Source organism: Streptomyces sp. NPDC048288 (assembly GCF_043201555.1).
Taxonomy (GTDB): domain Bacteria; phylum Actinomycetota; class Actinomycetes; order Streptomycetales; family Streptomycetaceae; genus Streptomyces.
Genome location: NZ_JBICZD010000019.1, coordinates 1 through 14,187, shown reverse-complemented (window position 1 = coordinate 14,187; position 14,187 = coordinate 1). Strand labels below are relative to the sequence as shown.

The 14,187-nt window shown below is 71.1% G+C and carries 11 protein-coding genes; 7 read left to right on the top strand and 4 right to left on the bottom strand.

The window, feature by feature from the left end:
- Positions 1–66: 66 nt before the first annotated feature.
- The 3 genes from ACGFZS_RS44815 to ACGFZS_RS44805 form a co-directional block, all read right to left on the bottom strand.
- Positions 67–258, bottom strand: coding sequence for a DUF397 domain-containing protein (locus ACGFZS_RS44815; protein WP_093501738.1), 192 nt, complete (start codon positions 256–258; stop codon positions 67–69).
- Positions 259–446: 188 nt separating this feature from the next.
- The gene (locus ACGFZS_RS44810; protein ID WP_355725171.1) at positions 447–1,304 is read right to left on the bottom strand and encodes a helix-turn-helix transcriptional regulator; all 858 of its coding nucleotides are present in this window, start codon (positions 1,302–1,304) and stop codon (positions 447–449) included.
- 297 nt (positions 1,305–1,601) lie between these two features.
- Positions 1,602–2,339 carry a GPP34 family phosphoprotein gene (locus ACGFZS_RS44805; protein WP_359206960.1) on the bottom strand — a complete coding sequence of 246 codons (738 nt, stop codon included), beginning with the start codon at positions 2,337–2,339 and terminating at the stop codon, positions 1,602–1,604.
- A 144-nt stretch (positions 2,340–2,483) separates the two neighbouring features.
- Here ACGFZS_RS44805 and ACGFZS_RS44800 point away from each other — a divergent pair, with 144 nt between their 5' ends.
- The 5 genes from ACGFZS_RS44800 to ACGFZS_RS44780 all read left to right on the top strand — a co-directional run bounded on the left by ACGFZS_RS44800 (position 2,484) and on the right by ACGFZS_RS44780 (position 10,601).
- Positions 2,484–5,024 carry a serine hydrolase gene (locus tag ACGFZS_RS44800; RefSeq protein WP_393800010.1) on the top strand — a complete coding sequence of 847 codons (2,541 nt, stop codon included), beginning with the start codon at positions 2,484–2,486 and terminating at the stop codon, positions 5,022–5,024.
- Between the two features lie 208 nt (positions 5,025–5,232).
- Positions 5,233–7,077 carry an MFS transporter gene (locus tag ACGFZS_RS44795; protein ID WP_393800009.1) on the top strand — a complete coding sequence of 615 codons (1,845 nt, stop codon included), beginning with the start codon at positions 5,233–5,235 and terminating at the stop codon, positions 7,075–7,077.
- 248 nt (positions 7,078–7,325) lie between these two features.
- Positions 7,326–9,077, top strand: coding sequence for a substrate-binding domain-containing protein (locus ACGFZS_RS44790; RefSeq protein WP_393800008.1), 1,752 nt, complete (start codon positions 7,326–7,328; stop codon positions 9,075–9,077).
- A 28-nt stretch (positions 9,078–9,105) separates the two neighbouring features.
- Positions 9,106–9,942 carry a hypothetical protein gene (locus ACGFZS_RS44785; protein WP_393800007.1) on the top strand — a complete coding sequence of 279 codons (837 nt, stop codon included), beginning with the start codon at positions 9,106–9,108 and terminating at the stop codon, positions 9,940–9,942.
- Between the two features lie 44 nt (positions 9,943–9,986).
- On the top strand, positions 9,987–10,601 hold the full coding sequence (locus ACGFZS_RS44780; protein ID WP_393800006.1) for a hypothetical protein: 615 nt from the start codon (positions 9,987–9,989) through the stop codon (positions 10,599–10,601).
- 9 nt (positions 10,602–10,610) lie between these two features.
- Here ACGFZS_RS44780 and ACGFZS_RS44775 read toward each other — a convergent pair whose 3' ends face one another.
- Complete coding sequence (locus ACGFZS_RS44775) at positions 10,611–11,450, bottom strand: hypothetical protein (RefSeq protein ID WP_393800005.1); 840 nt, start codon at positions 11,448–11,450, stop codon at positions 10,611–10,613.
- Between the two features lie 74 nt (positions 11,451–11,524).
- On the opposite strand from ACGFZS_RS44775, the gene ACGFZS_RS44770 reads away from it, so the two are divergent.
- Positions 11,525–12,313, top strand: a complete 789-nt coding sequence (locus ACGFZS_RS44770) for an SDR family oxidoreductase (RefSeq protein ID WP_393800004.1) — start codon at positions 11,525–11,527, stop codon at positions 12,311–12,313.
- 217 nt (positions 12,314–12,530) lie between these two features.
- Entirely contained in the window at positions 12,531–14,099 is a 1,569-nt protein-coding gene (locus ACGFZS_RS44765) for a sodium:solute symporter family protein (protein ID WP_393800003.1), read from the top strand.
- Positions 14,100–14,187: the final 88 nt, after the last annotated feature.

Genomic DNA, 14,187 nt, shown 5'->3' with positions numbered 1-14,187 from the left:
GCTCTGGGGTGTTGCTTGTGCAGTTGTCGTAGTCGGGAGCGTGAGCGGTGGGTCAGCGAATGCCCCCTACGCCTTGACCGAGGTCACAAAGGCGTTCCACGCGCCGGCCGGGAACGCGAGGACCGGGCCCTCCTCGACCTTGGAGTCGCGTACGGCGAGTCCCGTGGTCGTCGGCGACTTGACCTCGACGCACGCCCCGTTCCCTGCGGAATAGGAGGACTTCGTCCACGTCTCCGTGGCGCCCTGAAGCAGTGCCATGTCCACTCCTGTTGCGAGTTGCTGTGGTGCTTGCTGTAGTGCGAATCACGCCAACCTTCTGACCGGTTGGCGTGATCGACGCTACTAGCCAACTTCCCCGCCTGGAGTACCCGTTCACTCGACCGGGTGGCATATTCCGTTGGAGACTTCCGCTGGACCGTGGCACCGGTGTACAGTCCCCCGCCGCCTCAGCGGGCGTACTCCTTGGCCGCGTCGGCGATGAACTGCCGGGACTGCTCGACGTTCAGCGACTGGGCCCGCAGGTGCTCGTACATCACGGCGTACTTCTGCACGTCGTGGGCCTTCTCCAGGTAGAGGTCGCTGGTCACGCCCTCCAGGTAGACGACACTGGAGTCGGCCGCGTCCGCGAACTCCAGGATCGCGTACTGGCCGTTGAGACCGGGATGCGCGCCCACCTCGAAGGGCAGCACCTGCACGGTGATGTGCGGCTGCTGGGACATCTCGATGAGGTACTCCAACTGCTCGCGCATCACGAGCCTGTTGCCGACCAGCCGGCGCAGCGCGGCCTCGTCCAGCACCACCCACAGTCGGAGGGGGTTGTGCTCGGCGGTGATACGTTCCTGTCGCCGCAGCCGCACCTGGACGCGCTTCTCGATGTCGGCGGCCGAGGTCTCCGGCAACGCGCCCTGCACCAGCGCCTCGGCGTACGCCCGGGTCTGCAACAGGCCGGTCACCAGCTGGGGTTCGTACACCCGCAGCGACTCGGCGTCCGTCTCCAGGCCGATGTAGACGCTGTACGGGATGTCGCCGAACGCGTGCCACCACCCTTGCTGGCGCGAATCCCTGGCCATCTCCATCAGGGAGTCGACGACCCGCTGGTCCTCGACCTCGTACACCCCGCACAGGTCGCGGACGTCGCGCTGGCTGATGCTCCGGCGCCCGTTCTCCAGCCTGCTGATCTTCGACTGCGAAACGAGCAACCGCTCCGCCACTTCCTCCGCCGTCATGCCCTTGAGCTCACGGAGCCTGCGCAGCTCCTGGCCCAGCCGGCGTCGCCTGACGGTGGGATTGACATTGGACGCCACGGGACGTGCACCTCCGGCTGCCTGCCTGTAACTACCACTTTGCGTATCTGCTGTTCAGCAGACTGCCACCAAGGTGGTTCCTACCGCTGGGAAACTGTGGATATGCGGCGCGTACGCGTCAGTTCGGGCACATTCCGGATGCGGCCGGGAACAGGGGTGCGCAGACAGCCGAGCGGGGCGGCGAGGCGCGTACCGCGTACGCCTCACCGCCCCGCTCGGACCAGCGGCTCCCGAACCGGGTCTCAGGTGTGCCGTGTTGCTGCCCGTCGTTCTCTGTCGCTGCCGTGGAACTGCGGCTCAGTGCACCACGGCGCGCGCCATCGCGCCCCGGCGCGGCTGCATCGGAACACCGCGGGCGGGTTCCGGCGCACCGGGCCTGGCGCCTGGTCCGGCCTGCCGCCGCGGCTGGGCGACCGCGCCGTTCTGCACGTCCATGACGGCGTGGGCCACGAGCCCGCCCATCGGGTCGTGCCGGATCAGGTCCCGCAACCGGGAGCGAGAGGACCGTCCCTCGTTGCCCGGGTACAGGTGCTTGCCGAGACCGACCGCGTGGGCCAGGGCGGCGAGCGCGGCGGTTCGCGGGTCCGGCGGTACGCCGGTGCGGATCGCCGAGTCCAGCCGGCCACGGATCTCCCGGGTGACGGCGTTGTCCGTCGCCTGGTAGCGAGTGGTCGGCAGCACCCCGCACATCTGGCCCGCCACGGCGGCGACCATGCCGCAGCGTTCGAGATGCGTGAGGTAGACCTGACGGAGTCCCAGCCGGGGTCCGCCGATCCAGTGCACAGCCCGCACGGGAGCGCCACGCCTTCGCAGCAACTCCAACGCGCAGTCCAAAGTCGGATCTCCAGTCGGCCGTGGCTGCACCACGGCGATACGATCCCCGTCTGGGGCTATCCGTCCGGCCAGCGCCAGCTCCACTAGCTGTGCTCCGGCCAGACCGAGGTCGAGCGACTGCGGCTGTGCAGTGGTACCCGTGGCCGGGTCCAGTGCCAGCAGCAGAAGCTCCTCCGGAAGTGTTCTGCGGCTCCTGCCCATCCATGCCTCCCCGCGTGGATGAATGACAGGGTGACCCCTCTCACATTGGTCTGTCGAGGGTGCGTGACCGGTTTGTAAGGGAACCGGAAGGTATGTCGTTCTCGTCTACCGCAGGGGCTAAGCCCGCACACAGGACACTGGTACATGGTTCGGACAACGCACGGCAACGTGCGAAGCGTGGAGGAGGCATCGGTGGCGGGCGAGTCCCCCGACAGGTCGAAGCAGCGCGAGTCGTCGGCAGAACCGACGTCGGGGAGCGCGGGTTCGGTTCCCGAAGCACGTGACCCGCGAGTGGCGGCGGCCGCCGGGAAGGAGACGGCCGGCGGCGTGGACACCGCCACCCGGATCTTCTCGGTACGGAACCCGAAGCCGGGCGGCGAGGACGACACGAAGCTCCGCGAGGCGGTGGCGGCGTGGGTCCGGACGGGCGACCCGGAGGACGCGGCCACGGAGCCCGAGGAGGGCCCTGAGACCGCCGAGCAGCCCTCGGACGGCCCCGAGGCGGCAGAGAACGCCGACAGGCCCGCCACAGCGCCCGAGGCAACGACAGCGGCCCACACCGCGTCCACCCCCAAGACCGAGCCGAACAAGCCCACTTCGGCCGAGACCCCCCCGAAGGCCACACCCGAGCCCGCCGACGAGCCGGAGTCGACGACCGCCGAGCCCGAGGCCAAGGCGACGGCCGAGACCAAACCGGAAGACGCCCGGCCCGCAGACGGGCCGAAGGCCGACACCGAGCCCGAGGACGACCGGCCCGAGGCCAAGCCGACAGCGACGGCCGAACCCGAGGACGCCCACCCCGGCGACAAGCCGCAGGCCGACGCCGAACCCGAGGACGCCAAGCCCGCGAGCAAGGCAACCACGGCCGAACCCGAAGACGCGCGTCCCGGCGACAAGCCGAAGGCCGACGCAGAACCCGAGGACGCCAAGCCCACGGGCAAGGCAACCACGGCCACGGCCGAACCCGAAGACGCCGAGTCCGAGGGGAAGTCGGGGTCGGAGGAGGGCGCCTCCGGGGACGGGCTCGCGGGCGCCGATGGTGCGGAGGGGCCGGAGGGGCCGCCCGCGAGTGGTGCGGGTGGGGACGCGGCTGCCGAAGGCGGGGCCGAGGCGGGCGTCGGGACTGGTGTCGACCAGCCGACGACCATGCTGAAGGCCCCCCGGCTGCCGCAGGTCGACCAGCCGACGACCACGCTGAAGCTGGGCGGCGCCACCAAGCCCGAGGCCGATGCCGAGCGCACCAGCAGGTTCGTGGCGCTCAAGTCGGACATACAGCAGCCGGGCGCGAAGCCCGCGAAGCCGCAGCCGAAGCCGGAGTCCGGGTCCGAGCCCGCCTCCACCACCCGCACCACGGTCATCCCGCAGGTCGGCCCCGAGCGCACCACCCAGCAGCCGCTTCCCCCGAAGCCCCCGCTGGACCTGCTCGCGGAGCTGACGAACACGCCCCCGCCGCCGGAGACCTCGGTCAGGACCGCGGTCCGGCGGGTCAAGATCTGGACCCCCCTGGTCCTCCTGCTCTTGATCGTCTTTGCGGTCGTACAGAACGTGCGCCCGCTCCCCCAGCCCACGCTCGACCTCACCGCGAAGGACACGTACACCTTCGACGGCAGCAAGGTGGACATCCCCTGGCCCGCCGACGGCCAGGCCGCCCTCGACGTCCAGGGCATCGGCACGTTCGGTTCCTCCGGCGACCAGAAGCCCGTGCCGATCGCCAGTGTCGCCAAGGTGATGACCGCGTACATCGTGCTGCGCGACCACCCCCTCAAGAGCGGCGCGGCCGGCCCGAAGATCAAGATCGACCAGACCGCCCAGGACCAGGCGAACGCCGGCCAGGAGTCCACCGTCGACGTGACGGCCGGCGACTCGGTCACCCAGCGCGAGGCCCTGGAGAGCATCCTCATCGCGTCGGCCAACAACGTGGCCCGCCTGCTGGCCCGCTGGGACGCGGGCAGCGAGAAGGCGTTCGTGGCGAAGATGAACGCCACCGCGAAGAAGCTCGGCATGACGAACACGACCTACACCGACCCCTCCGGCCTCACCGACTCCACCGTCTCCACGGCCGTGGACCAGGTGAAGCTGGCGAAGGCGGCGATGGCGAGCGAGCCGGCCTTCCGCGAGGTCGCCGCGATGATGTCGTACGACGACTACAAGGGTGTCAACCACTCCAACTGGAACCAGCTGGTCGGCCACAACGACGTCGTCGGCATCAAGACCGGCACCACCACCTCCGCCCTCGGCAACCTGGTCTTCGCCGCGAAGAAGACGACCGGCGGCGAGACCCGCACGATCATCGGCGCGGTCATCCGGCAGCCCGCGGGCGGCGTCGACAACACCATCCTCAGCGCCGCCCTCACCGGCGGTGACAAGCTGATCCGGGCCGCCCAGGACGCGCTGAAGTCGGCGACGATCTACAAGAAGGGCGATGTGGTCGGGTACGTCGACGACGGGCTCGGCGGCCGTACCCCGGTCGTGGCGACCAAGGACGTCACCGCCGTCGGCTGGTCGGGGCTGAAGGTGAAGCTGACGTTCGCCGCCGACGAGGTACCGCACACCGCGAAGGCGGGCACCAAGGTCGGCACCCTCACCGTGGGTGACGGCTCCGGCTCCGCCGTCCAGGTGCCGGTCGCCCTGCAGAAGGACCTGACCGAGCCCGGCTTCAGCAGCAGGCTGACCCGTATCGCCTGAGCCGCACAGAACCCATAGCAGGCATTCCGTCACGCACCCCGCCGATTGGCGGCCCACCCCGGGGCCGCACGGCGGGGTGCGTGCTAGCGTCACGAATCGGGGCAGGTCGCCGGTCGCCGGGACACGGCCGCGAACTGGACGGGAAGCGGCCGGTAACACCGTGGAACACGGCCGAGAACAGAAGACGGGACACGGGGAGTGCCTTCAGGTGGCCACAGCGGAGCCGACACGCGCCGACAACGCCGATCCGGGCCCGAAAGCCGGCCCGCGAATAGCCGTGCCGCCCGCGGAAGCGGACGGCACGGAGCGTAAGGACGGCGGTCGGCTGGCGCGTGCCGCCGAACCCCTGCGGCGGCGCCTGCTGGAGCACCCGGTGCTCTCGGTCACGGCCCTCGCCGGCGCCCTCCACATCATCTGGTTCTTCACGTTCGCGAACAGTGGCGGGGATCTCGCGGCACAGGACGCCTGGGCCGAGTTCGTCGGCCGGCACCCGGACTCCGCGTACAACCTCGCCTGGTACGGCGGGATGCACCCGGTGTCGTACAGCATGGTGTCGCCGTACCTGATGTCGCTGCTGGGCGTCCGTACCACGATGATGATCTCCGGCACGGTCTCCGCCGGGCTGCTGACCCTGCTCCTGATCCGCAGCCGTGCGGTGAAGAACCCGCTGTGGGCCGCGCTCGCCGGGGTGTTCGCGCTGATCTGCAACGCGCTGTCCGGGCGGGTCACCTTCGGTCTCGGCACGGTGTTCGCGCTGGCCGCGGTCGGGGCGGTGTTCTGCTGGCCGCACCGCTGGCGTTTCAAACGGTGGGCGAAGGCGCTGGTCGCGGCCCCGCTGGCGGCGCTCGCCACCATGTCGTCGCCGGTCGCCGGGCTCTTCGTGGGGCTGGTCGCGGTCGCGCTGTTCCTGCAGAAGCGACGGCCGGGCGCCTGGGCGCTCGGTCTGGCGCCCGCGGCCGTGGTCGCGATCTCCGCCTGGCTGTTCCCGTTCTCCGGCACCCAGCCGATGGGCATCGGCTCGATGAGCCTGCCGCTCGCCTCCGGCCTGCTCTGCCTCTTCCTCGTCCCCAAGGAGTGGCGGACGGTCCGGCTGACGGCCGCCGTCTACAGCCTCGGGGTCGTCCTCGTCTGGCTGGTCAGCTCGCAGATCGGCTCGAACATCTCGCGGCTGCCGATGCTGTTCGCGGGCGCGACCCTGATCGCCGCCCTCCCGTACACGGTCCCGCGCTCCCGCAAGTACTACGTCACCGTCCTCGCCTTCCTCGGCTCCGCCGGCTGGATCGGCTTCAAGGCGGTCGACGACGTCGTCCATACGACCCCGACCGCGTCCTGGGCGCGCGAGCTGGCCCCGCTCGTCCACCAGCTCCAGCAGGTCGGCGCCGAGAAGGGCCGCGTCGAGGTGGTCCCGGCCGCCTCCCACCGGGAGGCGTCCGCGCTCGCGCCGTACGTCAACCTGGCCCGCGGCTGGAACCGCCAGGCCGACATGGAACGCAACCCGCTCTTCTACGACGACACCCTCAACTCCGCGAACTACCACGAGTGGCTGCAGCGCTGGGCCGTGCACTACGTCGTCCTGCCCAAGGACGATCCCGACGGCGACGGCGGGGAACGCGAGCGGGCGCTGGTCCGGCGCGGGATGCCGTACCTGAAGCAGATCTGGGGCGACGCCAACTGGCAGCTGTTCCGGGTGACCGACCCGACGCCGCTCGCCGAGCCGGACGCCGTGGTGGACAGCGCCGAGCAGGGCGAGCTGACCATCGAGGTCCGCAAGGCGGGGCGGATCCTGATCCGGATCCCGTACTCGCCGTGGCTGAGCATCGTCGACGCGGAGGGCAAGAGCCTGAAGCCGCCGCAGGAGACCGAGGCCTCCAAGCACCGGGCGGACGACAGGCCGAAGACGTACGTCAACGTCAACGGCTGTCTGGCGGAGACGCCGGAGGACGCGAAGGGGGACAAGTGGACGATGCTGCTGGCCCCGAAGGCCGGCACCTACCGGCTGGCGGCGCCCTACCAGCTCCCGCGCGGCACCCCGTGCCCCGACGAACTCAAGTGACCGGGCGGCGGTGACGACGGGCCTGCAACCGGCGGGCGGATCCGTGCGTCAGTCATATGCACAGAGCGTGCGAGGAGCAAGTCGTGCAAGGCGCAAGTGGTGAGCAAGTGCGGTCGTCTGCGGGTGACTTGAAGGCGGGCGGGTAGTCCGTCGCCGTCGCGTCCCCCGCTGCCCGATGGTGTGAGACTCCGGGGGGAACGATGAACAGACGCACGGGTCGGCAGGGGGCACGGAGGCTGCCCCTGCTCGTGGCCACGGGAGTGGGCCTGCTGGCGATCCTGGCCACCGTTCTGGTGGTCCGACAGGTCTCCGACGGGTCCGGACCGGACTGCGACGTCCGATTAGAGGTCAACTCCTCCACGGAGAAGGGCGACCTGCTGGCCGAACTGGCCGCGAAGTACAACTCCGCGGGCCGCGAGCTGGCGGGCGGCCGGTGCGCCCGGGTGTCGGTGTCCGAGACGAGTTCGGGCGTAGCGATGGACGCGCTGGCGCAGGGCTGGGACGAGAAGCGCGACGGCGCCCCCGAGCCGCAGGCCTGGACGCCGACCTCCTCGCTGTGGCTGACGCTGCTCGCCGAGAAGGGGACCGCGTCGGACCGTACCGTCCTCACCGGGGACAAGCCGGTCTCGCTGGCCACCAGCCCGCTGGCGATCGCCATGCCCCGGCCCATGGCCGAGGCGCTGGGCTGGCCCAAGAAGAAGATCGGCTGGCGGGACGTGCTGTCGCTGACCGAGAAGGGCTGGGGCTCGCTCGGCCACCCCGAGTGGGGCCGCTTCTCCCTGGGCAAGGACAACCCGCACACCTCCACCTCGGGCCTGGCGGCGACCGTGGCCGCCTTCTACGCCGCCACCGGCCGCTCCAGCGACCTCACCCTCGACCAGGTCAGGGACCCGAAGACGCGGAAGTTCGTGGCGGGTGTGGAGGCCGGGGTGCTGCACTACGCCGCCGACGCGACCGCCTACATGGCCCACCTCGCCGAGGCCGACGCCGAGGGGCAGTCACTGTCGTACGCCAGCGCGGTCGCCGTCCAGGAGCAGCTGATCCACCTGTACAACCAGGGCAGCCCCACCGGGGACGTGGACCAGCTCGGCAAGGGGCGCAAGCCGAAGGTGCCGCTGGTGGCCGTGCACCCGGCGGACGGCACCCTGATGCTCGACCACCCCTTCGTGGTGCTGCCGTCGGCGAGCCGGGAACAGCGGGCCGCCGCCGCCGACTTCCGCGCCTTCCTGCTCGAACCCGCGCAGCAGCGCCGCTTCCAGCACTTCGGCTTCCGCGACCACGAGGGCAACGCCGGTCCCGAACTGGCGAAGTCGGTGAGCCTGCCCGACCAGGGCAAGCAGCGGCTGTCCCTCATCGACCCGCCCGCCCCCGCGGTGCTCGGCGCGATCCTCGACAGCTGGGACGAGCTGCGCAAGAAGGCCCGGGTGCTGCTGGTGATGGACGTCTCCGGCTCCATGAACCAGTCCGCCGGGGGCGGCCAGAGCCGGCTGGAGGCCGCGAAGAAGGCGGCCGTGAACGCCCTCGGCCAGTTCCATCCGGACGACGAGGTCGGGCTGTGGACCTTCTCCACCGGGACCGACGAGCATCCCGAGCCGTACCAGCAGATCCTGCCGCCGAAACCGGTCCGGGAGAGCAAGGACCGGCTCACCGCGGCCATCGACGGGCTGAACGCCGATGGCGGCACCGCCCTCTACAGCACGGTGCGCGCCGCGCAGCGGGCGGCCCTCGCCGACCTGGACACCAGCCGGATCAACGCGGTGGTGGTGCTGACCGACGGCAAGAACGAGTACCCGGCCGACAACGACCTCGACGCCCTGCTGAAGGACATCGACGCCACCCAGCTGGAGCGTTCGGTGCGGGTCTTCACCGTCGCCTTCAGCGACGCGGCCGACTTCGACACCCTCAGCAAGATCTCCGCGGCCACCAAGGCCACCTCGTACGACGCCCGCGATCCCGCCGTCATCGACAAGGTGATGGTGTCCGTCATCAGCAACTTCTAGGGCTCTTCCGAGAGGCGGTGCGCACACGATGAACGGCAGACACCTCCCGGCCGCGGGCACGGTCACGGCCGTGCTGCTGGGTGCGGCGGGCGCCCTGGCCGCGTACCTGGCGGGGGCCGGGCCGGCCGCGGCCCTGCCCGCCGGTGCCGGCATCGGCCTGCTGGCGTGGACGGCCCACCTGGTGACCGACCGCGTGACCGGCCGCCCCGATCCCGACGCCGGGACCGACACCGGAATCGGGGAACCACCCGGGCCCGGATCCGCACGGACCAAGGCCGGGCCCGCCGGGTCCGAGCCGCCCGCCGACGCCAGGCGCTGGCTGAACCGTGCCTCGAACGCCGCCCGCAAGCTCGACCGCCACCGGCGGGACAGCGCCGACCCCGCCCTGACGGAGGCGCTCACCACGGCCGTCGGCTTCGTGCGCACCGCGGCCGGCGAACTCCGGGCCCGCGCCGAGGCCGTCCGGGTCATCGACGCCGCCACCGAGGGCACCGACCACGCGGCCCTGCGGCGCGACCAGCGCCGACTGGAGGAGGAGGCCGGGGCGCTGCGGGGAGCGGTCCGGGAGGCCAAGGAGGCCTCCGCCCGCGCGATCGGGGAACGGGCCGCCTCCCTGGAACGCCTGGCCGGACTGCGCGACCTCCTCATGGCCACACTGGAGTCGACCGTGCTGCGCCTGGAGGCCGCCGCCGACCGCGGTTCCCTGCTGGTCTCCCTGCACGCGGCCGGTGACGCCGCCATGAGGGCGGCCGATCTCACCTTCCTCGAACACGAACTGGAGGCCGTCCAGGCGGGACTCGACCGGCTCGACGAGCTCGGCCGCTCCGTGCACGACACCGGCACGGCCACCGGGGAGGCGGGGTGACCGTGTGGCGCCGATGGAGGACGCGGAGACCCACGGGGCACGCCGTGCGGTCCAGGAGCAGGAAGGGTCTGCTGGCCGCCGTGCTGGGCTGGTCGCTGCTCGGCACGCCGGTGGCACTGTTCCTCGGGGGCGCCGGCAAGGCTTGGGGCGCGGTCCCGATGTTCTTCGGGCTCGCCTCCGCCTGCGTGGCGTTCTGCATCCCCGGCTGCTGGGACGACTACCCGCACAAGGTCCTCAGGGAGCGCCTCACCGCCGCGCCCGTGCTGACCGCCGCCGTTCTCCTCGTCCCGAGCCCCTGGCTGGTGCCGTGGGTCGCGCACGACTGGGTGGGAGAGCCGGTCCGGGCCTTGGTCACCGAGCGGACAGCCCTCTCCGACACCTCCTGGGAGGCGGACGACGGGCGGTTCGTGTACCGGGTCGCCGACGCCACGACCGAACGGGACCTCGGCCGGCTGCTGTACGGGCTGCCGGAACCGGTGCCGGTCGGCACGGTCGTCGAGGTCTCCGTGGTGCCGGGCGGCTGGATACCGGCGGTCAGCGCGGAGCGGCTCAAGGACGGCGGCGCACGGCCGTATGTGACCGCCTTCGGCGCGCTGGCCGCCCTCCACCTGCTGGGCTGTGCCGGCGCGTGGGTCGCGTGGCCGCGCGAGCCCTGGTGATCCGAGGCCTCACCGCAGCTCGTTCGCGTAGCGGTCCGTGCCGGGCACGGTCGGGACGAACGGTGCCACCAGCTCGACCCTCCCCAGCCCCGACGCGGCGATCTGCTCGTCAAGGCCGGTGAAGTGGGTGTCCCAGCAGTCCCTCGGGTCGGTCTCCAGGAACCACAGCAGCGTCAGCCGGGTGTCGACGCCCTCGACCTGCTTCACGTACGTCATCCGGTCGCCGGGCAGGGGCGTCGGGCGGAAGACGGTCACCAGGGCGGACGGGGAGGACGCCACCTTCTTCGGCAGGTGGCGGGAGCGCAGCCACTCCAGCAACTCGGCGCGCTGCTCGGGCGATTCGCTGTCGATGACCTGGACCACCAGCCCCGCGTACGGATGGTCGAGGGCGTGGAAGTCGCGGGGCCCGGCCGCGCCGTCCCGGTAGACCGTGGCCTCGTGGTCCTGGAAGGCCGTGAAGACGTGGGTCCGGTCCTGGTACACGCGGGCGTCCCGGTTCAGCCGTTTGTTGATGGCGACCGTCCACTTCATGTGGTCGGCGTAGCGGCCGTCGGTGATCCAGTAGACGGAGATGTAGCAGCCGGCGGTGACGGGCTGGGCGATCGCCGACTTCTCGGGGTAGCGCAGGAGTTGCAGGTCGCGGGTGGCGACCCAGCGGCGCCCCGCGTACATCCAGGGCATGGCCATGGCGCCCGCGTAGTAGTGGTCGTCCTCGTACCACCGGTTGTACGCGTACTCGTGCCCGGGGCGCGGTTCGACCATGGTGATGAGGGCGTGGCCTGGGCGGACGCCGTACGGCCCGACGGCGGCGAGTTCGGCGTAGACGTCACTGCGGGTGTCGTCGCTCATGCGGTTCCCCTTTCCGGTGGTCGCCCATACTCTGACGCTCCGTCAGATAAAGCGCCAGGGTTCAGGAGGCTTCCATGTCGCTGCTCGCGGGCAAGACCGTCGTCGTCTCGGGGGTCGGCGCCGGGCTCGGGCACCAGGTCGCGGCGGCCGTCGTACGGGACGGCGGGAACGCCGTGCTCGGTGCGCGGACCGAGGCGAACCTCGCGAAGAGCGCGGCCGGGATCGATCCGGAGGGCGGCCGGACCGCGTACCGGGCCACCGACATCACCGACGAGGCACAGTGCGAGGCGCTGGCGGAGCTGGCGCGGGAGCGGTTCGGGGGTGTCGACGCGGTGGTGCACGTGGCCGCCTGGGACTCCTACTTCGGCGGGGTCGAGGACGCGGACTTCGCGACCTGGGCGTCGGTGATCGACGTGAACCTGCTGGGGACGCTGCGGATGACCCGGGCGTGCCTGCCGGGGCTGAAGGCGGCGGGGGGCGGCTCGGTGGTCTTCATCGGGACGCAGTCGTCGGTCGCCGCGCCCTCGCAGGTGAAGCAGGCCGCGTACGGCGCCTCGAAGGGTGCGCTGACCAGCGCGATGTACTCGCTGGCGCGGGAGCTGGGGCCGTACCGGATCCGGGTCAACACCGTGCTGCCGGGCTGGATGTGGGGGCCGCCGGTGCAGGCCTACGTGCAGTTCACGGCGCACACGGAGGGGGTGCCGGAGGACGAGGTGCTGGGGCGGCTGACCGGGCGGATGGCGCTGCCGGAGCTGGCGACGGACGGGGACGTGGCGGACGCGGCGGTGTTCCTGGCCTCGGACCGGGCGCGGGCCATCACGGGTCAGTCGCTGCTGGTCAACGCGGGGGAGCTGATGCGCTGACCCACCGGATCCAGCCACTCCGCCGTTCATGTACATAAATCAAGGTCAGCAAGACGAACGATTTTACTCCCCCTTGACCATACGTCGGCTTGTCGTGCCCTCGTAAACGAACCCACGATGAGCGGGCACTTCGCGGCCTTCCCCGTCCTCGCTCCGCTTATGCGAAGTGCCAGCCAGCTGAGCGGAGTTCAGTAGGCGGACCCTGGAAGGGGGGCGCATGAACGGGCTCGACTGGGCCGTGCTCATCGGCTACTTCGGTGTGATGGTCGCGATCGGCGTCTGGTCGCACAAACGCGTGGACAACGTCAGCGACTTCTTCACCGCCGGCGGAAAGATGCCCTGGTGGCTCTCCGGCATCTCGCACCACATGTCGGGCTACAGCGCGGTGATGTTCACCGGGTACGCGGGCATCGCCTACACCTACGGCGTGACCTCCTTCGTCACCTGGTCCTTCCCGATCGCCCTCGGCATCGCGATCGGCTCCAAGCTCTTCGCCCCGCGCGTCAACCGCCTCCGCTCCCGCCTGCACGTGGCGTCCCCCCTCGAATACCTGAAGAACCGCTACGACCTGAAGACCCAGCAGGCGCTGGCCTGGTCCGGCATGCTGCTGAAGATCGTGGACGTGGGCGCGAAGTGGGCCGCGATCGCGACCCTGCTGTCGGTGTTCACGGGCGTGTCCCTGAACCAGGGCATCCTCATCACCGGCGCGATCACCGCGGTCTACTGCACGATCGGCGGCCTGTGGGCGGACGCGCTGACCGAACTCGGCCAGTTCGTCATCCAGTTGCTGGCCGGCGTCTCGATGTTCGTCGCCGTCGTCCTGAAGCTGAACGACAAGGGCATCGGCTTCTTCGACGCCTGGGACGAGCCGGCCCTGCACGGCCACGGCAAGCCGCTGGTCGGTCCGTACGGAACCGTCTTCCTCCTGGCCTTCCTCTTCATCAAGCTCTTCGAGTACAACGGCGGCATGCTCAACCAGGCCCAGCGCTACATGGCGACGGGCAGCCCGCGCGAGGCCGAACGCTCGGCCCGCCTCTCCGCCGCCCTCTGGCTGGTCTGGCCGGTCGTCCTGTTCTTCCCCATGTGGATGTCCCCCCTCCTGGTGCACGCCCAGAAGCCGGACGGCTCCGACTCCTACGGCCTGATGACCGAACAGCTCCTCCCGCACGGCCTGCTGGGCCTGGTCATCGTCGGCTTCTTCTCCCACACGATGGCCATGTGCTCCTCCGACGCCAACGCGATCGCGGCCGTCTTCACCCGTGACGTGGCCCCGGTGGTCTCGCGGCAGGCGCGGGCCTGGAACGAGCGCTCGGGCCTGATCGCGGCCCGCGTCACCACGGTCGTCTTCCTCGGCCTGTCCATGGCGGTGGCCACCCAGGTCAACTCCCCCGCCTTCAAGGACATCATCACCGTCGTCATCAAGTGGGTGGCCGGCCTGATGGGCCCGATCGCGATCCCGATGATGCTCGGCCTGCTCCGCCCGTTCCGCCGCTCCGGCCCGACCGCGGCCCTCACCAGCTGGGCGATGGGCCTGCTCGCCTTCTGGCTGGTCAACTACCCGATCAACTGGAACGTCGACGGCGGAGTCCCCCTCCAGTACCAGGTCTCAATCCCGCTGGCCGTCTCCCTGGTCCTCTACATCCTCATCGGCTTCCTGAAGCCCGAGGACAGCCCGGAACGCCTGGCCATCATCGAGACGGTCAACACGGACGGCGACAGCGCGTCAGCGGCCGTACCGGTCCCGGCCCAGGCGGCCGGTGGCGGCGGCGAGGTACTGCGCGACTGACCGGGGGGGGGGGGGGGGGGGGGGGGGGGGGGGGGGGGGGGGGGGGGGGGGGGGGGGGGGGGGGGGGGGGGGGGGGGGGGGGGGCGGC

Bases quoted from the DNA above. Each gene is read 5' to 3' on its own strand.
- ACGFZS_RS44765 (WP_393800003.1), top strand. From the start codon at position 12,531: ATGAACGGGCTCGACTGGGCCGTGCTCATCGGCTACTTCGGTGTGATG.
- ACGFZS_RS44775 (WP_393800005.1), bottom strand. From the start codon at position 11,450: ATGAGCGACGACACCCGCAGTGACGTCTACGCCGAACTCGCCGCCGTC.
- ACGFZS_RS44770 (WP_393800004.1), top strand. From the start codon at position 11,525: ATGTCGCTGCTCGCGGGCAAGACCGTCGTCGTCTCGGGGGTCGGCGCC.
- ACGFZS_RS44805 (WP_359206960.1), bottom strand. From the start codon at position 2,339: ATGGGCAGGAGCCGCAGAACACTTCCGGAGGAGCTTCTGCTGCTGGCA.
- ACGFZS_RS44785 (WP_393800007.1), top strand. From the start codon at position 9,106: ATGAACGGCAGACACCTCCCGGCCGCGGGCACGGTCACGGCCGTGCTG.
- ACGFZS_RS44815 (WP_093501738.1), bottom strand. From the start codon at position 258: ATGGCACTGCTTCAGGGCGCCACGGAGACGTGGACGAAGTCCTCCTAT.
- ACGFZS_RS44800 (WP_393800010.1), top strand. From the start codon at position 2,484: ATGGTTCGGACAACGCACGGCAACGTGCGAAGCGTGGAGGAGGCATCG.